The sequence below is a fragment of the Bacillus sp. AFS029533 genome (assembly GCF_002585125.1).
Taxonomy (GTDB): domain Bacteria; phylum Bacillota; class Bacilli; order Bacillales; family Bacillaceae_G; genus Gottfriedia; species Gottfriedia luciferensis_B.
Map to the genome: position 1 here is coordinate 98,847 of NZ_NUQC01000010.1, position 20,337 is coordinate 119,183.

Sequence of the window (20,337 nt, forward strand, 5' to 3'; positions counted from 1 at the left end):
TATCATTATTAACACATTATATTAGTATCTTCAAATCATAATGAATTTAATACAAAAAAGAGTATAAGCATGAGCTTATACTCTTTTAAATTTATTTAGCTTCTTCAACATCGATTACTTGGTTTTTATCAAGTTGGCGACCTTTAATAAATAACCAAATTTGTGAAGCGATAAAGATTGAAGAATATGTTCCAACAACTAAACCTATTAATAATGCAAGTGAGAAGTTAAGAATTGCATGACTTCCGAATAAAAGCAATGCAAGTACTGCTAATAGTACAGTAAGAACTGTTTTAACAGATCGACCTAAAGTTTGACGAATTGATTCGTTAACAACCTGTTTCAATTCTTCTCTAGAACGAATTTTCTTCTTAAGCTTCATATTTTCACGAACTCGGTCAAATGTAACGATCGAGTCATTAATCGAATAACCAACAATCGTTAGAACCGCTGCGATGAATGTGATATCTACTTCTAATCTAAAGATACTAAATACTACAACAATGAAGAATGCATCATGTAGTAGGGCAATTACTGAAGCAATTGCATATGAGAATTGGAAACGTAATGATACGTAAAGAATAATACCTGCTGATGCGATAATTAATGCTTTAATGGCATTAGCTGCTAATTCTCTACCAACAACTGGATCAACAGTACTTACGTTTGGTTCTACCCCAAATTTAGCTGTAAAATCCTTTTTCAAATCATTAATCTGATCTTTTGTTAATACTCCTTTAAATACGATTGAACCTGTTTTTGCATCATTTGTAGAAACAGTAATACTTTCAGGCTTCAAGTTCATTTTTGAAATTTCATCATTAACAACTTGTTTTGTAACTGCTGATTTTGATTCAAATGTTACACGTGTACCACTTGCAAAATCAATTCCTAAATTCAATCGGAAAATAGAAAGTATAATAACCCCTACAACTACTGTAACGATTGAAAAATAAACAAATTTTCGACCAACGCTTACAAAATCGACTTTATCATATTTTGTAGGAGGATGTGCTAAGTTATGATTTAAACCAAGAATTTCACTTTGTTTAATACCAAACCATGTTTTCTTATTATTTAAGTAACGACTTTGAACTAATAAAGAAAGTAATAAACGAGTACCGAATACTGCAGTTAAAAAGCTTACTAAAATACTAACAATTAAACTTGTTGCAAAACCTTTTACTGAGCTTGTACCGAATGAGAACAATACCACAGCAGCAAGTAAAGTTGTAATATTAGCATCAAAGATCGTTCCAAATGAACGCTGATTACCTGCACGATAAGCAGATGCTACTGATTTTCCTAGTTTAAGCTCGTCCTTCAATCTCTCAAAAGTAATAATATTGTTATCAACCGCAATACCAACACCAAGGATTAATGCCGCAATACCTGGAAGTGTTAATACCGCATTCATGCCGTCAAATACAAGTAATGTTACGTAAGTATAAGCCATTAACATGATGCTTGCGATTAAACCTGGTAAGCGATAGAAATAAAGCATAAATAAGAAAATAACTGATACACCAATAATTCCAGCAAAAATTGTTTCATGCAGAGCATCTGTACCAAATTTTGCACCGATTGATGTTGAATACATTTCTTCAAGGTGTACTGGAAGAGCCCCTGCATTTAATAAATCTGAAAGTTCTTTTGCACTTTCAACCGTAAATGTAGAGCCTACAATAGAAAGTGAATCGTCTGTAAATACTTGATTTACACTAGCTGCAGATAAGAATTTAGGTTTTGCTTTTGCAGATTCCTTTTTGAAAGAGTCTTGTCCTTCTTTGAAATCTAACCAAATAACCATCATATTATTTGGAGCACCCATTTTTAATACTTTACTTGTAACATCTTTAACCTTAGAAGCATCCTTAAATGTGATTGATACACTAGGTTTACCCATTTGGTCAAATGTTTGCTTTGAAGCGCCTTCTTTTAAATCCGCCCCAGTCATTAGAACCTTATCATTTACGTCACGAATTGTTAAGTTCGCTTCAGTAGAAAGAATATCACGTGCTTTAGCTTGATCTTTTACACCAGCTAATTGTACACGAATACGATCTTTCCCTTCGATTTGAATGTTAGGTTCACTTACTCCTAATACGTTTACACGTTTTTCAAGAGCTTTTGCTGTACTTACTAAAACATTTTTGTTAATTTTGTCGCCTTTCTTAATCGGCTTAACTTTGTAAAGTACCTCAAACCCGCCCTGTAAATCCAGACCAAGCTTAATATTTTTCGCGGTACCAAATACAGTTGTGCCGATTACTGCTGCTAATACAGCAATAATTAAGAAGAAGGCAACAATTCTGTTACGCTTCACCATGTTGTGAATTTCCTCCTCTAACTAGTTCAAGTTCTAGTACGAAAATGGTATGTTTTCATTCTTATATTATACAAATGCAATTTTTTTATTGTCAATTAATGGTTAAACTGACTCTCCAAACTGCCAAGTAGGTGATTTAAATGCTTCGATTCGAATGTAATTCATATAATCGTTTACAGTTAATGAGAGTATGTCTTCTACCAGTTGAAAAAGCTTTGGTTCATCCTCTTTCTTTCGCCATAAGGTTCTTTCGAGGCATTCCCATAAATCATCCTCACTGACAGTATCGAATCCAAGCATTCTAAATTCATCCAGTTTACTTTCAATTACCACCTGTAGCTTAGGTTTAAATTCTGCAGCTTGTTGATGAAAAGTCGACATACTCTTCCCCCCTAATTTTCTGTATTTTTAGAAAAATGATTTTAGACCTTCACATTCATTTCCTAGATGTTGAACTAACTTGTCATGCTTGCCTACATTTCTAGCATATATATAATTGTAAATCATTCTAGGCTGTTTGAGAAGGTGGTAAAAGTAATGACAAAGCAAACGTTTTTAAGAGGAACGTTTTTTTTACTTATTGCAGGGCTTATCACAAGAATATTAGGATTTTTTAATCGAATTGTTGTAGCAAGAATTATGGGTGAAGAGGGCGTAGGATTATTTATGATGGCAGTCCCGACACTATTTTTGGTCATGACGCTTACACAGCTCGGCCTCCCAATTGCCATCTCAAAATTAATTGCAGAAGCAGTTGCTCAAAATAGACAAGATCGGATAAAAAAGATTTTAGCTGTTTCAATGTCAATAACTGGCATATTAAGTATTATTTTTACAACAGCAATGATTTTTTTATCCCCTTTCATTGCGAAAAACTTATTAACGGATGCAAGGACTATGTACCCACTAATTGCCATCGCTCCTGTTGTTCCAATTATCGCAATCTCATCAGTTTTACGAGGATATTTTCAAGGCGTACAGAATATGCGACCTTCCTCCTTTTCCCAAGTTATTGAACAAGTTGTTCGTATAGTACTAGTTGCAGTTTGTACTAAAACTTTTTTACCATATGGCGTTGAATTTGCCGCTAGTGGCGCCATTATCTCTTCTGTATTAGGAGAATTAGCTTCATTAATTTATATGCTGTATGTATTTAAGAAAGAAAAAAATGCAAAGTTCATTTCAGGATTTAAGAACAATATTAAAGATGGAAGAAAAACACTTAGTGACCTACTAAGTATTGCATTACCAACAACTGGAAGTCGTTTAATTGGTTCAATATCAATGTTTTTAGAACCAATCGTTGTCTCACAAAGTTTAGCGATTGCAGGTGTAAGTGCAGCTGTTGCAACTAAACAATATGGATTACTTGCAGGATACGCTTTACCTCTATTACTTTTACCAGCGTTTATTACTTATGCATTATCTACTTCACTTGTGCCAGCGATTAGTGAAGCAATGGCCAAAAAGGATCGTGTAACTGTTGAAAGAAGATTGCAGCAAGCACTACGTTACTCAATGATTGCTGGTGGTTGGTCCGTTGTCATTTTATACGTATTTGCTTCACCGATTTTAACACTAATGTACAAAAGTGACCAAGCTACGAATTTTATATTACTTTTAGCACCTTGCTTTATTTTTTACTATTTCCAAGGACCACTACAAGCTGTATTGCAGGCACTTAATCTGGCAAATTCAGCTATGATTAATAGCTTTGTCGGTTCAGTCGTTAAAATCGCTAGTATTTTATTACTAGCTACAAATCCAAAGTTCGGTATTAACGGTGTTGCCTTAGCTATGAATATTAGTATTGTAACAATAACAGTTCTTCACTATTTCACTGTATTAAAGGCCATTAACTTTTCGATTTTTGTTAAAGATTATGTTTATTGTTTAATCATTTTAGGTATTTGTATTTATGTCGGAAAGTTCATCAAAGAATATGTAGTTTTTTCATCTTCTTTATTAGTACAAACCTTAGTAAGTATTTCTGTTGTTACATTAATGTATATCTTATTAATTTTATTATTTAACCTAGTTAAGAAAGATGAGATCATCCGAATCCCATTCTTTAAAAAGCTGATTACAAGATGATTGATAATAGAATAGATCATAACAAAACCACAAAGTAATTAATGTACTTTGTGGTTTTGTTGTTGTTGAAAAAAGGTTTAAATAATTTTTTTTTAGCGAAATAACATTAATTTAATTAAAAACGTAAAAAAACTATTTTATCAATGAGAATCAGAAACCTTATGTACCATGGAACATAGTGTTCATACTTTTCATATTGACTCTAAAGTATTTCAACACTCTGACCACAATATTTAATGTTATTTTCCACTTCAAGATACCGTTATCTCTTACTCCTGCATTATTCGTCTTTTTTATCAAAAAATATTTCTCCGCCTCGTAAGCTGCAATATGATACTTGTTTAAATTCATCATAACCATGTTTTTTTAACTGTTCTAGTAACCATTGTTTATCTTTATGATACTGATTTAAATTATCTTCTTGTACGATGCCATCTAATATTAATGGAAATGTGAGTGAACTATAATTTATATCACCGTTTATTTCCTTTTTGAATATTGATAATTTTCCTGTAGGCTCTAGTAGTGCATAATCAACATCTCGTACGTCTCCAATATCCTTCTCTCTAAGTTGGAGTAATAAGTCGTCAAACGTATATCTCTGTTTTTTCATCTCTTTCTCTAAAACTTTACCTTTACTAATGATTAATACGGGATGTCCATCTAATATTTTTCTAAATTTAACACTTTTTAGCGAAATTAAGGAAAAAATTATTTGGATAACAACAATTAAAAACATTGGATAAATCACTTTTATAATCGGTTCATTGTGGGTTTCAATTCCGATGGCTGCTATTTCAGTTAATAATATATAGACGACTAAATCTAATAAACTTAACTCTCCTATTTCTCTCTTACCCATTAACCGAAAGAAAAATGCAATAATTAAATAAATTAAAATGGTACGAACCGTCATAGAACCTAATTCCATTTTACTTACCCTCACATCCAAAACTTGTTGATTTTAAAAAACATGTTCTTTAGCTAGCGCTTAAAACCTGTAAATATGAGTCCAAATACAACTAATTTTCCATAAAGAAAATAATAGTAGAATTTTGTTCATAATTTTACTATTTGTAATTGCTCTATAAGTATTCTAAAAATTCATCTCATGAATATGCTTGTATTAAAAGAGTGTACAAGGGGGAATATGAATGAAAAAAACAGCTGTAGCTGTCTCTTTTGGCTTTTTAACTATTCTATTATTAGTATTGTCAATTAGTTTGATTTTATCATTATTACTTAAACTAACTTCTCTTACAGAAGCAAGTGTTACAACGACAACTCTTATCCTATCATTTATCGTAATGTTAATTGGTGGTTTTGTTACAGGAGCTAAAGGGAAAGAAAAAGGTTGGATTCTAGGATTATTAACGAGTGGAGCGTATTCTATTTTTGTATTTTTTGTACAGTTTCTTGGCTATGACCGAACTTTTTCACAGGAACAAATAATGTATCATGGTATTTTCTTAGGTGTTTGTATGTTAGGGTCTATTTTTGGAGTGAATGCAGCAAGTAATAAATCTTATAATAAATAATCAGTCTGATAATCAACTTTTTTTGAGTTTTTCCACTACAGACTTAATTTAAATTTCTTATAAAATAAACAAAACGCTAGTTTCCAAAATGGAACTAGCGTTTCTTACGATACAATTAATAAAAATTAAGCTTGTGTTCTTGTTTCACGAATTGCGTTTTTTTCAAATACCATACGTGATCCATCAGCAGTTTTTAAAGTGATTGTATTATTTTCTTCGTTAACAGCATCAACTAAACCATGTAATCCACCGATTGTTACAACCATATCGCCTTTGCTAATTCCAGCTTGCATAGCAGCTGTTTGCTTTTGACGCTTTTGTTGTGGACGGATTAGTAAGAAGTAGAAAACTATGAACATTAATATTAGAGGTAAAATCCCCATTAAACCATTACCCATCTTAATCTTCCTTTCAATATGTAAATTTTAGAAGTTCCTAGCGTTCGGCTTATTAAAACCGTATTGTTCAAAAAACTCTTCTCGGAAATCACCTAAACGGTCTTCGCGGATTGCTTGGCGAACTTGTTCCATTAATTGTAACAGAAAATGTAAGTTATGGTAAGTAGTCAAACGCATTCCAAACGTCTCTTCACATCGGATTAAATGACGGATATATGCTCTTGTATAGTTTTTACATGCATAACAATCACAATTAGGATCAAGTGGAGAATAGTCCTCTGCATATTTTGCATTCTTAATTACTAATCGACCTTCACTAGTCATACATGTACCATTTCGAGCGATACGCGTTGGAAGTACACAGTCAAACATATCCACTCCTCGAATTGCGCCATCAATTAATGAGTCAGGAGAACCCACTCCCATTAAATATCTTGGTTTATCTGTTGGTAGGAAAGGTGTCGTAAACTCTAAAACTCTATTCATTACATCCTTTGGTTCACCAACTGATAATCCACCAATTGCATAGCCTGGGAAATCTAAAGAAACTAAGTCTTTTGCAGATTGTTTACGAAGGTCTTCGTATTCTCCCCCTTGTACAATACCAAATAATCCTTGATCCTCTGGTCTTTGGTGTGAATTTAAACAACGCTCTGCCCATCTGCTAGTTCTCTCAACTGAACGTTTCATATAATCATACTCAGCAGGGTATGGTGGACACTCATCAAACGCCATCATGATATCAGAACCTAATGCATTTTGAATTTCCATCGCCTTTTCTGGTGAAAGGAATAATTTATCGCCATTTAAGTGATTTCTGAAATGTACGCCTTCTTCTTCTATTTTTCGGAATTGACTTAAGCTAAATACTTGGAATCCTCCTGAATCTGTTAAGATTGCACGATCCCAGTTCATAAATTTATGTAAGCCACCAGCTTTTTTAATAATCTCATGACCAGGTCTTAACCATAAATGGTAAGTATTACTTAAAATAATACCTGATCCCATTGCTTTTAAATCTTCAGGAGCCATTGTTTTAACAGTGGCTAAAGTTCCAACAGGCATAAATGCGGGAGTTTCAAATGAACCATGTGGAGTATGGACAATTCCTAATCTCGCACCTGTTTGCTTACAAGTTTTAATATGTTCATAACGAATTGCTGTCATTTTTCGATTCCTTTCAATTCTTAAATTATTAACATGGCATCGCCAAAGCTAAAAAAGCGATATTTTTGTTCTACTGCTTCTTTATAAGCAGCTAAAACTGGTTCTCTACCAGCTAAGGCACTAATTAGCATAATTAGAGTTGATTTTGGTAAATGGAAGTTCGTAATCATCCCGTCAATTCCCATAAATTTATATCCTGGGAAAATGAAGATAGACGTCCAACCACTAGCCCCTTCAAACTTACCGTTATTAGCTGTAGCAATCGTTTCAACTGTGCGAGTAGAAGTAGTTCCAACAGTAATGATTCTACCACCGTTTGCTTTCGTTTCATTTAACAGTTTAGCCGTTTCTTCAGACATATAGTAGTATTCCGAGTGCATATCATGTTCTTCAATAGATTCTACACTTACCGGTCTAAATGTACCTAAACCTACATGTAACGTAATAAATGCTAACTTTACACCTTTTTCTTGAACTTTAGCTAAGAGTTCTTTTGTAAAATGTAAACCTGCCGTAGGTGCTGCCGCTGAACCAATTTCTTTTGCGAATACAGTCTGATAACGATCTTTATCTTCTAATTTTTCTTTAATATATGGGGGAAGCGGCATTTCACCTAGTTGGTCTAAGATTTCATAAAATATCCCATCGTATTGGAATTTTAATTTTCTTCCACCTTGATCACTAGAACCTACACATTCTGCCTTTAATCTTCCATCTCCAAATAAAATGATTGTACCTTCTTTTACTCTTTTAGCAGGCTTAACTAATGTTTCCCATACATCCTGCTCTTCTTGTTGAAGTAATAATACTTCAATTTGGGCACCTGTATCTTCTTTCACACCAAATAATCTAGCAGGCATGACTTTTGTTTCATTTAAAACTAAACAATCGCCCTCTTGTAAATAATCTAACACATCAGGAAACTGTTTATGCTCTACATTTCCAGACTCTTTATGTAATACCATTAGTCTCGATGCTTCTCGGTCCAACAAAGGCGTCTGAGCAATCAATTCTTCAGGTAAATCAAAATCAAATAAATTTACATCCATTTCTATACACCTCATATATTTCAGGAGTATGGAGAAAGGAAGATTATAACAATCCCCTTTTCCAAACTCTATTTATATTCGTACTCATTTATTTTCTCCCAAATAGTGAAAAAATAAGTGAAAGTAAAATACTTATGATAATACATGTTACAATCGGAAAGTAAAACGATACATTTCCTTTTTTTATAAAAATATCGCCTGGAAGTTTCCCTACAAATCGAATAAACAATCCAACAACTAATAAGATAATTCCTAACGTAATTAAAATTTTTGACAAATCAATCATTGCTCCGGCACCTGCAACCCAAAATGTTTGTATGTTAAATCCGTAACAATTCGTCCCCTAGGAGTCCGCTGAAGAAATCCAATTTGAAGTAAATATGGCTCATATACATCTTCAATCGTTTGTGACTCTTCGCCAATTGAAGCTGCAATCGTATCAACCCCAACAGGACCGCCCTTAAATCGCTCAATAATAGCTAATAACAATTTATGATCGATATGGTCTAGACCTGCTTCATCTACCTGCATTTGAATTAAAGAGTCTTTTGCTATTTCAAAGGTAATGATTCCACTTCCTTGAACTTGAGCAAAATCTCTAACTCTTCGTAATAAACGGTTTGCAATTCGAGGTGTGCCTCGAGACCTTCTAGCTACCTCTAAAGCAGCGTCATTTTCAATTTCCATTCCAAATAACTCTGCTGTTCTTTTAACGATCAATGCTAGCTGTTCAACTGTATAAAACTCTAACCGATTTAATACTCCAAAACGATCTCTAAGTGGTGAAGAAAGAAGTCCTGCTCTAGTTGTTGCACCTATTAATGTAAATGGTGGCAAATCAATCCTTACCGACCTAGCAGTTGCATCCTTGCCAATTACAATGTCAAAGAAAAAGTCTTCCATTGCTGGATAAAGTACTTCTTCTACTGTTCGAGGCAGTCGGTGAATTTCATCGATAAATAATACATCACCTGGTTGAAGTGAAGTCAAAATAGCTGCTAAATCTCCAGGACGCTCAATTGCTGGACCTGAAGTCGTTTTGAATCCAACACCTAGTTCATTTGCAATAATCGCTGCTAAAGTAGTTTTACCTAATCCAGGAGGACCGTATAATAAAACATGATCTAGAGACTCATTTCGCATTTTTGCAGCTTCAATAAAAACTTGCAAATTCTTTTTAACTTTATCTTGCCCTATATATTCCCTTAATGATTGAGGCCGTAGTGAAAGTTCTTGATCAAATTCCTCGCCACTACTTTCACTTGATAAAATTCGGTCATCCATATTCATCACCTCTTAGCTTGCAAAAGTAATTGAAGTGCTTTTTTAATATATTCATCAGTTGAAAGTTTTTCATTCTTTAATAATGGTACGATCTTTTTAACTTCTTTTTCTGCATAGCCTAATGCTTTTAAAGCTTCAATTGCATCATCTAATGAAGATGCTGCACTTTCTTTCTCTTCAATAGCATCTATGTCAGTAAATAAATCGACTTGAACTGCTCCAAAGACTTTTTCAAGTTTACCTTTTAAATCAAGGATCATCTGTCTTGCTGTCTTTTTACCAACACCAGGAAATTTTGTTAAAAATGCCTCGTCCTCTTCTTCTATCGCATGAACAATTTGATTTGGCTCTCCAGTCGCAACAATTGCCAAGGCACCTTTAGGTCCGATTCCTGACACACTTAACAATTTTTGAAATAAAGTACGTTCATCTAGTGTTTTAAAACCATATAACATCATAACATCTTCTCTTACATAATGATGAGTATAAACTTTTAAGATTTCGTTTGAAGGTCTAAAAACATACGGATTAGGTGTAAATAATTGATAGCCCATTCCATTATGATCAATTACAATATATTCTGGTCCAACCCATTCTATCTTTCCAATTATGTATTCGTACATGGTTTTCTCCCCTTTTTACATGTATTCCATTGTACCATAGATAGAAGAAGGAGAAAAATAGTCGGCTGTCGAAAATAAAAATTTTATACATATGATTTAACTAAAAAGTTCATATAAAAATGACTAAAAAATATAGCAAATTTTTAAAAGCTCGATACTTAAGAAAATACATAGGGAGGCTATTCGATTTGAACATGTTTCCAGTTCTAACTACAGAGAGACTTTATTTAAGAGAAATCAAAGTCACTGATCTTAATCGAATGTTCAATATTTTATCAAGAGAAGATGTCACCAAATATTATGGACTAGATGCACTAAAAAATAGTAGTGAAGTATTGGACGTAATTCACTATTTTAGAGAAATGTATGAAACGCGCAATGGCATCCGTTGGGGAATGATTGATAATGAAACAAACAAATTAATTGGAACCTGTGGATTTACAGCCTACCAAGAACGAAACAAAAGGGCAGAAGTTGGCTATGAACTACACCCAGACTATTGGAGAAAAGGTTTTGCGACAGAAGCTTTAAAAGCATTATTATCATATGGATTTGATATTCTTCAACTAAATCGAATTGGAGCAATCGTTTATCCAGAAAATCTCCCTTCCCAAAAACTCCTTGAAAAAATAGGATTTACGAATGAAGGTCTACTACGTGAGTATTTAATACAAGGTAGTACAGCGCATGATACGTATGTTTATTCAATTTTGCGAAACGAATGGGAAAGAGCTCAGGAAAAGGAAGTTCGCGATCGGAAAAATGACTTGATCCATAAAAATACAAAAAATCCACAAGGAAAATAAATCATCTTTGTGGATTATTTTTTATATTTAGTTAGTCGTTACCGATTGACCACAGTCGAAATACGAATTTCAATTTACGATTCTTTCATACTCTTTTAAGTAATGTAATAGATAATCGTAATGATTTTTGGTCGAAATTTTAATCCCTCTCTCAAGCTGCTTTTGTTTATTTACTTCTAATTTATTCGTATCTATTTGAAAAAAAGATTCAATAATATTATTACCACTTGGCGCTCCAATATATAAATTCAAAACTCCATTTGAATTTATTCCTAAATAACCTTTGGATTTTAAAGTAGGAGAAAGATCATTAATTTTTTTCATTAATACGATTTGATCATCATTTTCTTCTATGACTTTCCAACCCTTAAATTCTTTTTTGACTTGCCCCAGGGTTTTGTGTTGATTAATATAAATTTCTTCAATCACTTCACCGTTTATATAGACTTTATGTAAAATGATTGTAATCCCCTTTTTGTTCGAACTAGGATGAATATCATTATGAGCTGCCAATGTTTCAGTTTGTGCCGGTATTAATAAAGCTAGTAAACAAACAAATATTAAAATGAACTTTTTCACAAACATCCACTCCTTTAGACAAAATCATACAAGCTTTTTTAGTTTGACCATTCCTTTTATCTTTATCCAAACTGTTTAAAATTTTTATAGTAAATGGCCATAAATATCTAAACAAAAAACCCTAAAGCGTTGTCTTTAGGGAAGGGGGATGAAAGCTAATGATCTTCATCTTTTCTAATGAAAGAATCTTATCTTTTTAACTTTGTAATTTTATCTTTAATGATCAGATAGATTTTCAAATAGAGATATAAAAAAATTAGGTGCCACTTCAATTTTCTTATGAAATTTAAAACCAAAAGTTTTATATAAGTTAATGGCTGGTAGGTTATCTGATCCTGTTGAAACAATTACCTTTTTCTTTTTTGCAATTTCATTTAAAAAATAATGAACTAATTTTCTTGCAATTCCCTGCTTAAAGCAACTAGGATGTACTACCAATCTACATATTTGATATTCATTATCGCCTTCTGAATAGGCCAAAAATCCTTTTAAATCATGTTCAATCACATAACCGATAAAGACTTCTTTGGAATCTCTAATACTTTCGACATTGTCCTTTAATTGTGGTATTCCTTCAAAATTGATTAACTTTGCCTCTTCCATATATGCAGGTAACTGTACATTTAAAATTGAATTTGCCATTTTTTTATCTTTATTGTCTAGTTTTAAAATCAAAAATTTTCTCCTCCTAATCCTCTGACCTTACTCCTACGCTTTTGATAAGCCATTTAGGATATAAAAGTTAAATAACTCTGTAATTTTTTTAGGACTTAGTGCTACATGCTCTTTCTCCCATTCGATTTTAAGTGTTGTATAAAGTCGAAACATGACTAAAGCGGTGATTTCGGGATCACATTCAACAATTTCTTTCTTTTCTATTGCTTCTTCAATTTTTTTCTGTATGTATAGAATGATTGAATGATTCAATCGTTTTAAAGCGTCATGTACTATAGTCGTTCCAATTTCTTTTTGTTCCTGAAGTAACTTTATTGTTAATTCATGTTCATTATGAAAGGCTATAAAAACTTCAATTCCTTTATGTGCTTTTTCAATGAATGAATCTTCATCACGAATGGATTGTTCAGCTAAAAATTTCATTTCAGTAATCAAATTATTGATGATTTCATCAAACAATTCTTCTTTATTTTTAAAGAAAGTATAAATCGTTCCCTTTCCAACATTTGCCTGTTTTGCGATTTGACTCATTGTAGTTGCTTTATAGCCAAAAATGGTAAATGACTTTGTGGCAGCTTGTAAAATATTTTGCTTTTTCAAAAAACTCACCTCAACTTCTCTTGTTACCCAATTGACCATTTCAAACTTTTGGTCAATATAAAAATCACTTTACCATATTGTTGAACCCTCATCAAACGAATTATTTAACAATTCTAAGAACTAAAAGTAACTAATCTTTGGGAATTGTCCCTAAACTGAAATTTTAAAAAAGGAAGAAGCAAGAGCTTCTTCCTTTTCAATGTAAAAAATTATTATTTATCGGTTTGGATTAGTTGCATCCTTCACATCATTTTTTACATTACGATACATATGTTTAACATTTTGTTTTGTATCGTATAATACATTTTTAGTGGCATTTGGAACATTATTTGTAATGTTATTTAAATTATTTCTAATTGTTCCATCGAATGTTACATATACTTTTTTACCACTAGTGTATGGTGATAAAGCGTCTTTAATTTTTGATCTAAATGCGCTTTCATCAACATTTTTATTTACCAAATCTACTGCAACAAGAACCTGATCACCAACAGCAACCGTGCTTGCTTTGGATACATTTGACATTTGTTCTACTCGTTTAGAAATTTGGTCAGCAAACTTTCGTTCACCCGCATTCATATTAGTGTTTGTACTAATATTTGTATATGGTACAAGAGGAGCTGTATTTAGATCGTTATTATAGCGAACTTGATCCATGTTGTAGTTTCTATTCATATTGTTGACATTTCTTCCATACGTTCCGTCATGGATAACGCCATCATTAGAATACTCACTACTTAAACCTTCATTTATACGATCATTTCCGTAGTGATTATTTTTCTTTGTGAAATAATCTTGGTTATTAGGATAGTTTACGTTTTCATAACGATAATTAACAGCATAAGGGTTTGTCGGTCTATTGAAGTTTACTTTTTCATAACCAACATTTCTTTTATGGTCATTCATGGCATTATTGTTTGTTCCACAAGCAGATAATGTTAAAGCTGTTAGCACCGTACCTGTAGCAACGATAAGACCTTTTTTATTCAATATAAAACCCTCCCTTTATTTACACCCAATTGTAATACCAAAGTTGTATTACAAAGTTAGGTTGACCTTTTTAGGTGGATTTTAAATTGTTAATAGATGGTTTGAAACTCATTTTAAGTAAAAAAGTAGCCTTTATAGGCTATTACATGTGAACTTAATTTCTACTCCAATTAATTCCAGTATGAAATAGTTAAAATAAAAAAAAGACGATTAGAAAATAATCGCCTTTTTAAATAAAATTCATTATTGTTCATCTTCCTCAAAATATGGCACTCCGTATGAAGACTGATTTTGTGCATAAGGAGTAAATAATTGCGAATTTGGATCAAAATAAGGTTCTGATGCATCACGATACATTGGTGCCGGTCCAGTAGCATACGGTGAAACAACTGGTCCGCCTTGGAACTTTGGATAGTCCATAGCTGGCAATGTTTGTGGGAAGTTTTCATTTGGTCCCATATATGCTGGCATTGTTTGTGGGAAGTTTGCGTTTGGTCCCATGTATGCTGGCATTGTTGCTGGGAAATTTGCGTTTGGTCCCATGTATGCTGGCATTGTTGCTGGGAAGTTTGCGTTTGGTCCCATGTATGCTGGCATTGTTGCTGGGAAGTTTTCATTTGGTCCCATATATGCCGGCATTGTTGCTGGGAAATTTTCATTTGGTCCCATATAGGCTGGTAATGTTTGTGGGAAATTTCCGTTCGGTCCCATGTATGCCGGTAATGTTTGAGCTAAATTCGGATTCGGTCCCATATAGGCTGGTAGCGTTTGGCCTGTATTTGGATTCGGTCCCATATACGATGGCATTGTTTGCCCAGTATTTCCTGGCATTGGTGCTGGTAAAGGTGTTGGAACAGGTGCAGGTAATGGCATTGGCATCGCAGTTGGCGGAACTGGTGCTACTGGCACTCCTCCAGTCGCTCCTGTTACTTCTCCTCCTGGCAACATCGGCATAGCTCCAAAACTCGGTAATGTTGGTAATGCCCCTCCTTCACCTCGTGGATAATATGGGAAGCCAGCGTTTGGTCCCATATAGGCCGGTAATGTTTGAGGGAAGTTTGCGTTTGGTCCCATATATGCTGGCATTGTTTGTGGGAAGTTTGCGTTTGGTCCCATATAGGCCGGCATTGTTTGTGGGAAGTTTTCATTTGGTCCCATATATGCTGGTAATGTTTGTGGGAAATTTCCGTTCGGTCCCATGTATGCTGGTAATGTTTGGGCTGCGTTTGGATTTGGTGCTGCATATGCTGGTAACGTTTGGGCTGCGTTTGGGTTTGGTCCTACATATGCTGGTAGCGTTTGAGCTGCGTTTGGATTTGGCCCCATATATGCTGGTAATGTTTGCGGTACATTCGGTCCTGAGTATGCTGGTAGTGTTTGTGGTGCGTTTGGTCCCATATAAGCTGGTAAAGTTTGTGCTGCATTATTTGGCCCCATATAGGCTGGTAATGTTTGTGCTTTGTTAGTAGCTACTGGTGATACTTGCGCATTTGGTTTTCCTGTTGATACTGGCGATACTTGCATATTCGGTTTTCCCGTTGCCACTGGTGACACTTGCATATTTGGTTTTCCTGTTGCTGCAGGTGAAACTTGCATATTTGGTTTCCCTGTTGATACTGGTGATACTTGCATATTTGGCTTTCCTGTTGATACTGGTGATACTTGCATATTTGGTTTTCCTGTTGATACCGGTGATACTTGCATATTCGGTTTTCCTGTTGCTACTGGTAAGACTTGCTCTTTCGGTTTTCCAGTTGATACTGGTGATACTTGCACATTTGGTTTTCCTGTTGCTACTGGTGATACTTGCACATTTGGTTTTCCTGTTGCTACTGGTGATACTTGTTGATTTGGTTTTCCTGTTGCTACTGGCGATACTTGTTGATTTGGTTTTCCTGTTTCCGCTGGTGATACTTGCGGATTTGGTGTTGACGGAGAAACCAATGATCCTGGGAAGTAGTTCTTTTTCTCTGACATGCTTTGTCCTCCCTTGGTGTTCACATTTGATTTATTTTCATTTATCGGATTTTTAACTGCCACTGGCGAAACAACTTGCGGTATGTTCGCATTTGGTTTTCCAGTTTGAACAGGAGATACTTGTTGATTCGCATTATTTGTCGCAGGTGATACAGTCGGTTTCGCAGGTGGAATAGGTACCTGAATTACAGGTTTTACTGTCGGTGTAACCTCTACATTAATATTCAAATTATTATCAACTGGCTTTGTATTCGGCATGACAGCAGGTTGTGTCTGAGCTACAGGTTGAACATTTCCTTCTTCTACCTCCAAAGCAACACTTGGCTTAGGTTGCTGTACCTCCTTTTTAGAACCTAATGGGGCTGGTTTTTCTCCCCTTTCTGGCACTTTTATTTTCATGCCAGGATAGATCATATCTGGATTACTTAGTTGGGCATTTAATTTAACGATCTCTTCGTAGTCGATGTTATATTTTTGAGCAATGCTCTTAAGGGTATCGCCCTTTATTACTATGTGAATTCTCACCTTTTCCCCTCCTGACCAATTGCCTCTACGTTGGATTGTACATTAGTACCTCACAACAATGTATGTCTGAATATTTGTATTTATGATAGAAGGTATTTTAATTTATGACGAGTAAGCTTGTATAAGTATTTACTTTATTCTTGTTTTTTCTATAAAAAAATCATTTAGCTCATATTGAACTAAATGATTTTATTTTTTTGCTATTTAATTTTTAAGCAAGCTCAAGCATTTTATCTAATGCCTTAATTGCATCTTTTGCAGTTTGTTTATCAACTGTAATAATATTTTGGATATTACCTTTTTCGATATTTTCTAAAGACCACAATAAATGTGGTAAATCGATACGATTCATCGTTAAACAAGGACACATAAATGGATTTAATGAAATAATCTCCTTATCAGGATGATTTTTAATAATTCTTTGAACCAGATTCATCTCAGTTCCAATTGCCCATTTACTTCCTGCAGGAGCAGCTTCAATTTGGTCAATAATATATTTCGTAGATCCATTGTCATCACTTGCTGCTACAACTTCTCTTGAACATTCTGGATGCACAATAATTCTCATATCTGGATGATTTTTTCGTACATTCTCAATATTTTTCACTGTAAAATTTTCATGAACCGAGCAGTGACCTTTCCAAAGTATTACTTTAATGTTATTTAGATCGCCCTCATATTCTAAAGTATCCGTTATTGGATTCCAAATTGCCATATGCTCTAATGGTACACCTAATTCAAATGCTGTGTTTCTACCTAAATGTTGATCAGGTAGGAATAAAATACGTTCTTTTTGTGTAAAAGCCCATGAAACAACCTTTTTAGCATTAGATGAAGTTACGGTTGCCCCATCATTTCTACCGACAAACGCTTTAATAGCAGCAGTTGAATTAACATATGTTAACGGTAAAATCGTGTCTCCAAAAAGCTTTTGTAACTCTACCCATGCACGATCAGTTTGATGATGATCTGCCATATCTGCCATTGAACAGCCTGCTCTCATATCAGGTAAAATAACAATCTGTTCGTCTTCCGTTAAAATATCTGCGGTCTCTGCCATAAAATGAACTCCACAGAATACAATATACTTCGCCTTTTTATTATTAGCAGCAACTTGAGCAAGTTGTAGAGAATCTCCAGTCGAATCTGAAAAAACGACAACTTCTTCCTTTTGATAATGATGACCTGGAATGAAAAGAGCATCACCTAATCTCTCTTTTATATCTTTTACTCTTTTTTCCATTTCCTCAGTTGATAATGTATAGTACTCATCAGGAATTTGATATCCTTCATTTTTTTGTATCATATCTAAAACGTTCATTTTCCCCACTCCAATCCCTCTTTATTACAAGTAGAAGCTTATATCTAATGCTTTTGCCGAATGTGTTAAACAGCCTAAAGAAATAACATTTACACCACAGTTTTGAAAACTTGCTAAATTATCTAAAGTAATTCCACCAGAAGCTTCAGTTACAATCGTTTCTGGAACAAGCTTAACGAATTCTTTTATTTCATCTGGCGTACGATTATCAAACATAATGACATCGGCACCCGCTTCAATAGCTTGAAGAACTTGATCTTTGTTTTCAGTCTCGACTTCAATTTTGACCATATGACCTAATTTATTTCGTAATGAATCAACAGCATTTTTAATTGAACCTGCGTAAGCAATATGATTATCTTTAAGCATCACTGCATCATATAAACCGAAACGATGGTTCGCTCCTCCACCGCAAGTAACTGCATACTTATCAAACAAACGTAAACCTGGCATCGTTTTTCTTGTATCGACAAGTTTGATTTTCTCGTCGTTTAATGTTTCAACTGCTTTTGAAGTAAGCGTTGCAATCCCACTCATTCGTTGTAAAAGATTAAGCATAACTCTTTCACCTGATAATAACACTTGAACTGGTCCTTCTACTTCTGCAATTAGCTGCCCTGCCTGAACAGATTCACCATCTTTAACGTGCAGTGTTACTTTTATATCATCATGAAGTAATTTATACGTTATTTCGATTAAATCCGTTCCCGCAATTACTCCATCTGCCTTAGCAAGTACTTTTCCAGTTGTTCTTTCATGCATTGGAAAAATATGAATTGAGGATAGATCCCCTTCCCCAATATCCTCTAGTAAAAATTGCTCAATCATTTTTTTAGCTTTTAATGTATTCATGAATTTCTCTCCTCAAATATTAGCTGGTTGATCTATATATTCTATAAAATGTGAGCCGATGCTTTCTTTTCTTCTTATAGCAGCTTCTGCAATTAGTTTTCCAGTCATTAACATATTGTATCTTTCTAGTTCCTCTTTGTTCATCGGGCGTGAATCAACTGTTTTAGACTCTAAAAAGTAAGAAAAATATGTGATTGCTTTATTTAAATCGTCTTCATTTCTTACAATACCGATATATTTCATCATTATTTCTTTAATTTCATCTTTTTTAGGTAAGATTCTAAATCTTGGTATCATGTATTTTGGTGGGTTCTCATTTATTTTAGATAAAGGAAGGTCAGCTATAAATTTCGCAACCTTTTTACCAAACACAATCCCTTCTAATAAAGAATTACTAGCAAGTCGGTTTGCACCATGTACACCTGTACAAGCAACCTCTCCTACTGCATACAATCCTGGAATAGTCGTTTCTCCATTTGCAGATGTCTTTACCCCACCCATGTGGAAATGTGCACCTGGAACAACAGGAATCAATCCTTTTTGTAAATCAATTCCATTATTAATAAGATTGGCAGTAATTGTTGGGAAACGTTGTTCAAATCCATCAATCATTTCGATCGATAAATAGATTTCTTCCCCGTTTTGCATTTCATTAAAAATCGCCCTACTAACAACATCTCTTGGTGCTAAATCTTCAAATGGATGAATTCCTTTCATAATGCGACGACCAGTTTTCGTTACTAAAAAAGCTCCTTCACCTCTAACAGCTTCTGATACTAGACCCTTACATGCCCCATTAATATAAAGCATGGTAGGATGAAATTGAATAAATTCCAAATCAGCCATCTCACAACCTGCTCGATATGCCATAGCAATTCCATCTCCGGTTATGGCCTTATTATTAGAACTAAATTGATACATTGCCCCAATACCGCCAGTCGCCAGAAGTGTTGTGTTTGCAAAACAGGATTCTAATTCCCCATTTTCATTAAGTATATAAACACCCTTACATTTTCCATCTTGTATGATTAAATCAATTACCATTTCATTTTCAATAATCGTTATTTTCTCTTTTATCCGTGCATAAACAGTTTCAACTAAATGCTTTCCAGTGGCATCTCCGCCAGAATGTAAAATTCTATTTTTCCGATGCGCTCCTTCTCTACCAAGATGAAACTGACCTAATTCATCTTTATCAAATTCCATGCCAATAGAAACAAGATCCTTCATAGATGTTGTTCCGTTCTTTACTAGTTCTTCTACTGCTTCTATATTATTTACATTACAACCCGCTTCGAGCGTATCTTGTTTATGAAGTTCCCAAGAATCATCATCAGACATTACAGCTGCAATTCCACCTTGTGCAAGCATCGAATTGCTGTCCCAAATTTTTTTCTTTGTGAATAGAATCACATTTTTAGACTGACAAATTTCCTCAGCAGCCATTAATGCAGCAATCCCACTGCCAATAATGACAACGTCTGCAGTTCGCATAGTTGCCCCCTCCATTTACAGTTCATCTATTTAAAT

Annotated in this window: 20 protein-coding genes; 3 read left to right on the forward strand and 17 right to left on the reverse strand. The window is 34.1% G+C overall.

The features are described 5' to 3' along the window. Positions 1 to 91 precede the first annotated feature (91 nt). A complete protein-coding gene (secDF, locus tag COE53_RS05415) occupies positions 92 to 2,329 on the reverse strand; it encodes a protein translocase subunit SecDF (RefSeq protein WP_091022717.1) in 2,238 nt (745 codons plus the stop codon). Between the two features lie 102 nt (positions 2,330 to 2,431). Next, a complete protein-coding gene (locus COE53_RS05420) occupies positions 2,432 to 2,710 on the reverse strand; it encodes a post-transcriptional regulator (protein ID WP_069035158.1) in 279 nt (92 codons plus the stop codon). Between the two features lie 156 nt (positions 2,711 to 2,866). Here COE53_RS05420 and spoVB point away from each other — a divergent pair, with 156 nt between their 5' ends. Further along, on the forward strand, positions 2,867 to 4,423 hold the full coding sequence (spoVB, locus tag COE53_RS05425; RefSeq protein ID WP_069035159.1) for a stage V sporulation protein B: 1,557 nt from the start codon (positions 2,867 to 2,869) through the stop codon (positions 4,421 to 4,423). A gap of 280 nt (positions 4,424 to 4,703) precedes the next feature. Here the strand turns inward: spoVB and COE53_RS05430 are convergent, their stop codons facing one another. Further along, positions 4,704 to 5,354 carry a DUF421 domain-containing protein gene (locus COE53_RS05430; RefSeq protein ID WP_069035160.1) on the reverse strand — a complete coding sequence of 217 codons (651 nt, stop codon included), beginning with the start codon at positions 5,352 to 5,354 and terminating at the stop codon, positions 4,704 to 4,706. A 223-nt stretch (positions 5,355 to 5,577) separates the two neighbouring features. Here COE53_RS05430 and COE53_RS05435 point away from each other — a divergent pair, with 223 nt between their 5' ends. Beyond that, complete coding sequence (locus COE53_RS05435) at positions 5,578 to 5,961, forward strand: TIGR04086 family membrane protein (protein ID WP_069035161.1); 384 nt, start codon at positions 5,578 to 5,580, stop codon at positions 5,959 to 5,961. A 125-nt stretch (positions 5,962 to 6,086) separates the two neighbouring features. Here the strand turns inward: COE53_RS05435 and yajC are convergent, their stop codons facing one another. The 6 genes from yajC to ruvA all read right to left on the reverse strand — a co-directional run bounded on the left by yajC (position 6,087) and on the right by ruvA (position 10,482). Continuing rightward, complete coding sequence (yajC, locus tag COE53_RS05440) at positions 6,087 to 6,359, reverse strand: preprotein translocase subunit YajC (protein ID WP_254664636.1); 273 nt, start codon at positions 6,357 to 6,359, stop codon at positions 6,087 to 6,089. 27 nt (positions 6,360 to 6,386) lie between these two features. After that, a complete protein-coding gene (gene tgt, locus COE53_RS05445; RefSeq protein WP_069035162.1) occupies positions 6,387 to 7,526 on the reverse strand; it encodes a tRNA guanosine(34) transglycosylase Tgt in 1,140 nt (379 codons plus the stop codon). Between the two features lie 20 nt (positions 7,527 to 7,546). After that, positions 7,547 to 8,575, reverse strand: a complete 1,029-nt coding sequence (gene queA / locus COE53_RS05450) for a tRNA preQ1(34) S-adenosylmethionine ribosyltransferase-isomerase QueA (RefSeq protein ID WP_098947540.1) — start codon at positions 8,573 to 8,575, stop codon at positions 7,547 to 7,549. Positions 8,576 to 8,663: 88 nt separating this feature from the next. Further along, on the reverse strand, positions 8,664 to 8,861 hold the full coding sequence (locus COE53_RS05455) for a DUF2905 domain-containing protein (RefSeq protein WP_056472616.1): 198 nt from the start codon (positions 8,859 to 8,861) through the stop codon (positions 8,664 to 8,666). Further along, on the reverse strand, positions 8,858 to 9,859 hold the full coding sequence (gene ruvB / locus COE53_RS05460) for a Holliday junction branch migration DNA helicase RuvB (protein ID WP_069035164.1): 1,002 nt from the start codon (positions 9,857 to 9,859) through the stop codon (positions 8,858 to 8,860). The genes COE53_RS05455 and ruvB overlap by 4 nt, the downstream gene beginning before the upstream one ends. Before the next feature lie 5 nt (positions 9,860 to 9,864). Then, positions 9,865 to 10,482 (reverse strand): Holliday junction branch migration protein RuvA, encoded by a 618-nt coding sequence (ruvA, locus tag COE53_RS05465; protein ID WP_091022719.1) that lies wholly within the window; start codon positions 10,480 to 10,482, stop codon positions 9,865 to 9,867. 194 nt (positions 10,483 to 10,676) lie between these two features. Here ruvA and COE53_RS05470 point away from each other — a divergent pair, with 194 nt between their 5' ends. Next, positions 10,677 to 11,288: a GNAT family N-acetyltransferase gene (locus COE53_RS05470; protein WP_091022855.1), complete on the forward strand. Its 612-nt coding sequence runs from the start codon at positions 10,677 to 10,679 to the stop codon at positions 11,286 to 11,288. A gap of 69 nt (positions 11,289 to 11,357) precedes the next feature. On the opposite strand, the gene COE53_RS05475 is transcribed toward COE53_RS05470, so the two are convergent. The 8 genes from COE53_RS05475 to nadB form a co-directional block, all read right to left on the reverse strand. Further along, a complete protein-coding gene (locus COE53_RS05475; RefSeq protein WP_175495599.1) occupies positions 11,358 to 11,867 on the reverse strand; it encodes a BofC C-terminal domain-containing protein in 510 nt (169 codons plus the stop codon). 216 nt (positions 11,868 to 12,083) lie between these two features. Then, the gene (locus COE53_RS05480; RefSeq protein ID WP_286162536.1) at positions 12,084 to 12,542 is read right to left on the reverse strand and encodes a GNAT family N-acetyltransferase; all 459 of its coding nucleotides are present in this window, start codon (positions 12,540 to 12,542) and stop codon (positions 12,084 to 12,086) included. A 33-nt stretch (positions 12,543 to 12,575) separates the two neighbouring features. Continuing rightward, positions 12,576 to 13,151, reverse strand: a complete 576-nt coding sequence (locus tag COE53_RS05485) for a TetR/AcrR family transcriptional regulator (RefSeq protein ID WP_098947541.1) — start codon at positions 13,149 to 13,151, stop codon at positions 12,576 to 12,578. Between the two features lie 207 nt (positions 13,152 to 13,358). Next, on the reverse strand, positions 13,359 to 14,132 hold the full coding sequence (locus COE53_RS05490; RefSeq protein WP_069035170.1) for a YhcN/YlaJ family sporulation lipoprotein: 774 nt from the start codon (positions 14,130 to 14,132) through the stop codon (positions 13,359 to 13,361). A 243-nt stretch (positions 14,133 to 14,375) separates the two neighbouring features. Next, a complete protein-coding gene (locus COE53_RS05495; protein WP_142350395.1) occupies positions 14,376 to 16,634 on the reverse strand; it encodes a LysM peptidoglycan-binding domain-containing protein in 2,259 nt (752 codons plus the stop codon). Between the two features lie 211 nt (positions 16,635 to 16,845). Continuing rightward, positions 16,846 to 17,955 (reverse strand): quinolinate synthase NadA, encoded by a 1,110-nt coding sequence (gene nadA, locus COE53_RS05500; RefSeq protein ID WP_025569222.1) that lies wholly within the window; start codon positions 17,953 to 17,955, stop codon positions 16,846 to 16,848. A 24-nt stretch (positions 17,956 to 17,979) separates the two neighbouring features. Then, positions 17,980 to 18,807, reverse strand: coding sequence for a carboxylating nicotinate-nucleotide diphosphorylase (gene nadC, locus COE53_RS05505; protein ID WP_098947543.1), 828 nt, complete (start codon positions 18,805 to 18,807; stop codon positions 17,980 to 17,982). A 12-nt stretch (positions 18,808 to 18,819) separates the two neighbouring features. Beyond that, the gene (gene nadB, locus COE53_RS05510; protein ID WP_098947544.1) at positions 18,820 to 20,301 is read right to left on the reverse strand and encodes an L-aspartate oxidase; all 1,482 of its coding nucleotides are present in this window, start codon (positions 20,299 to 20,301) and stop codon (positions 18,820 to 18,822) included. Positions 20,302 to 20,337 lie beyond the last annotated feature (36 nt).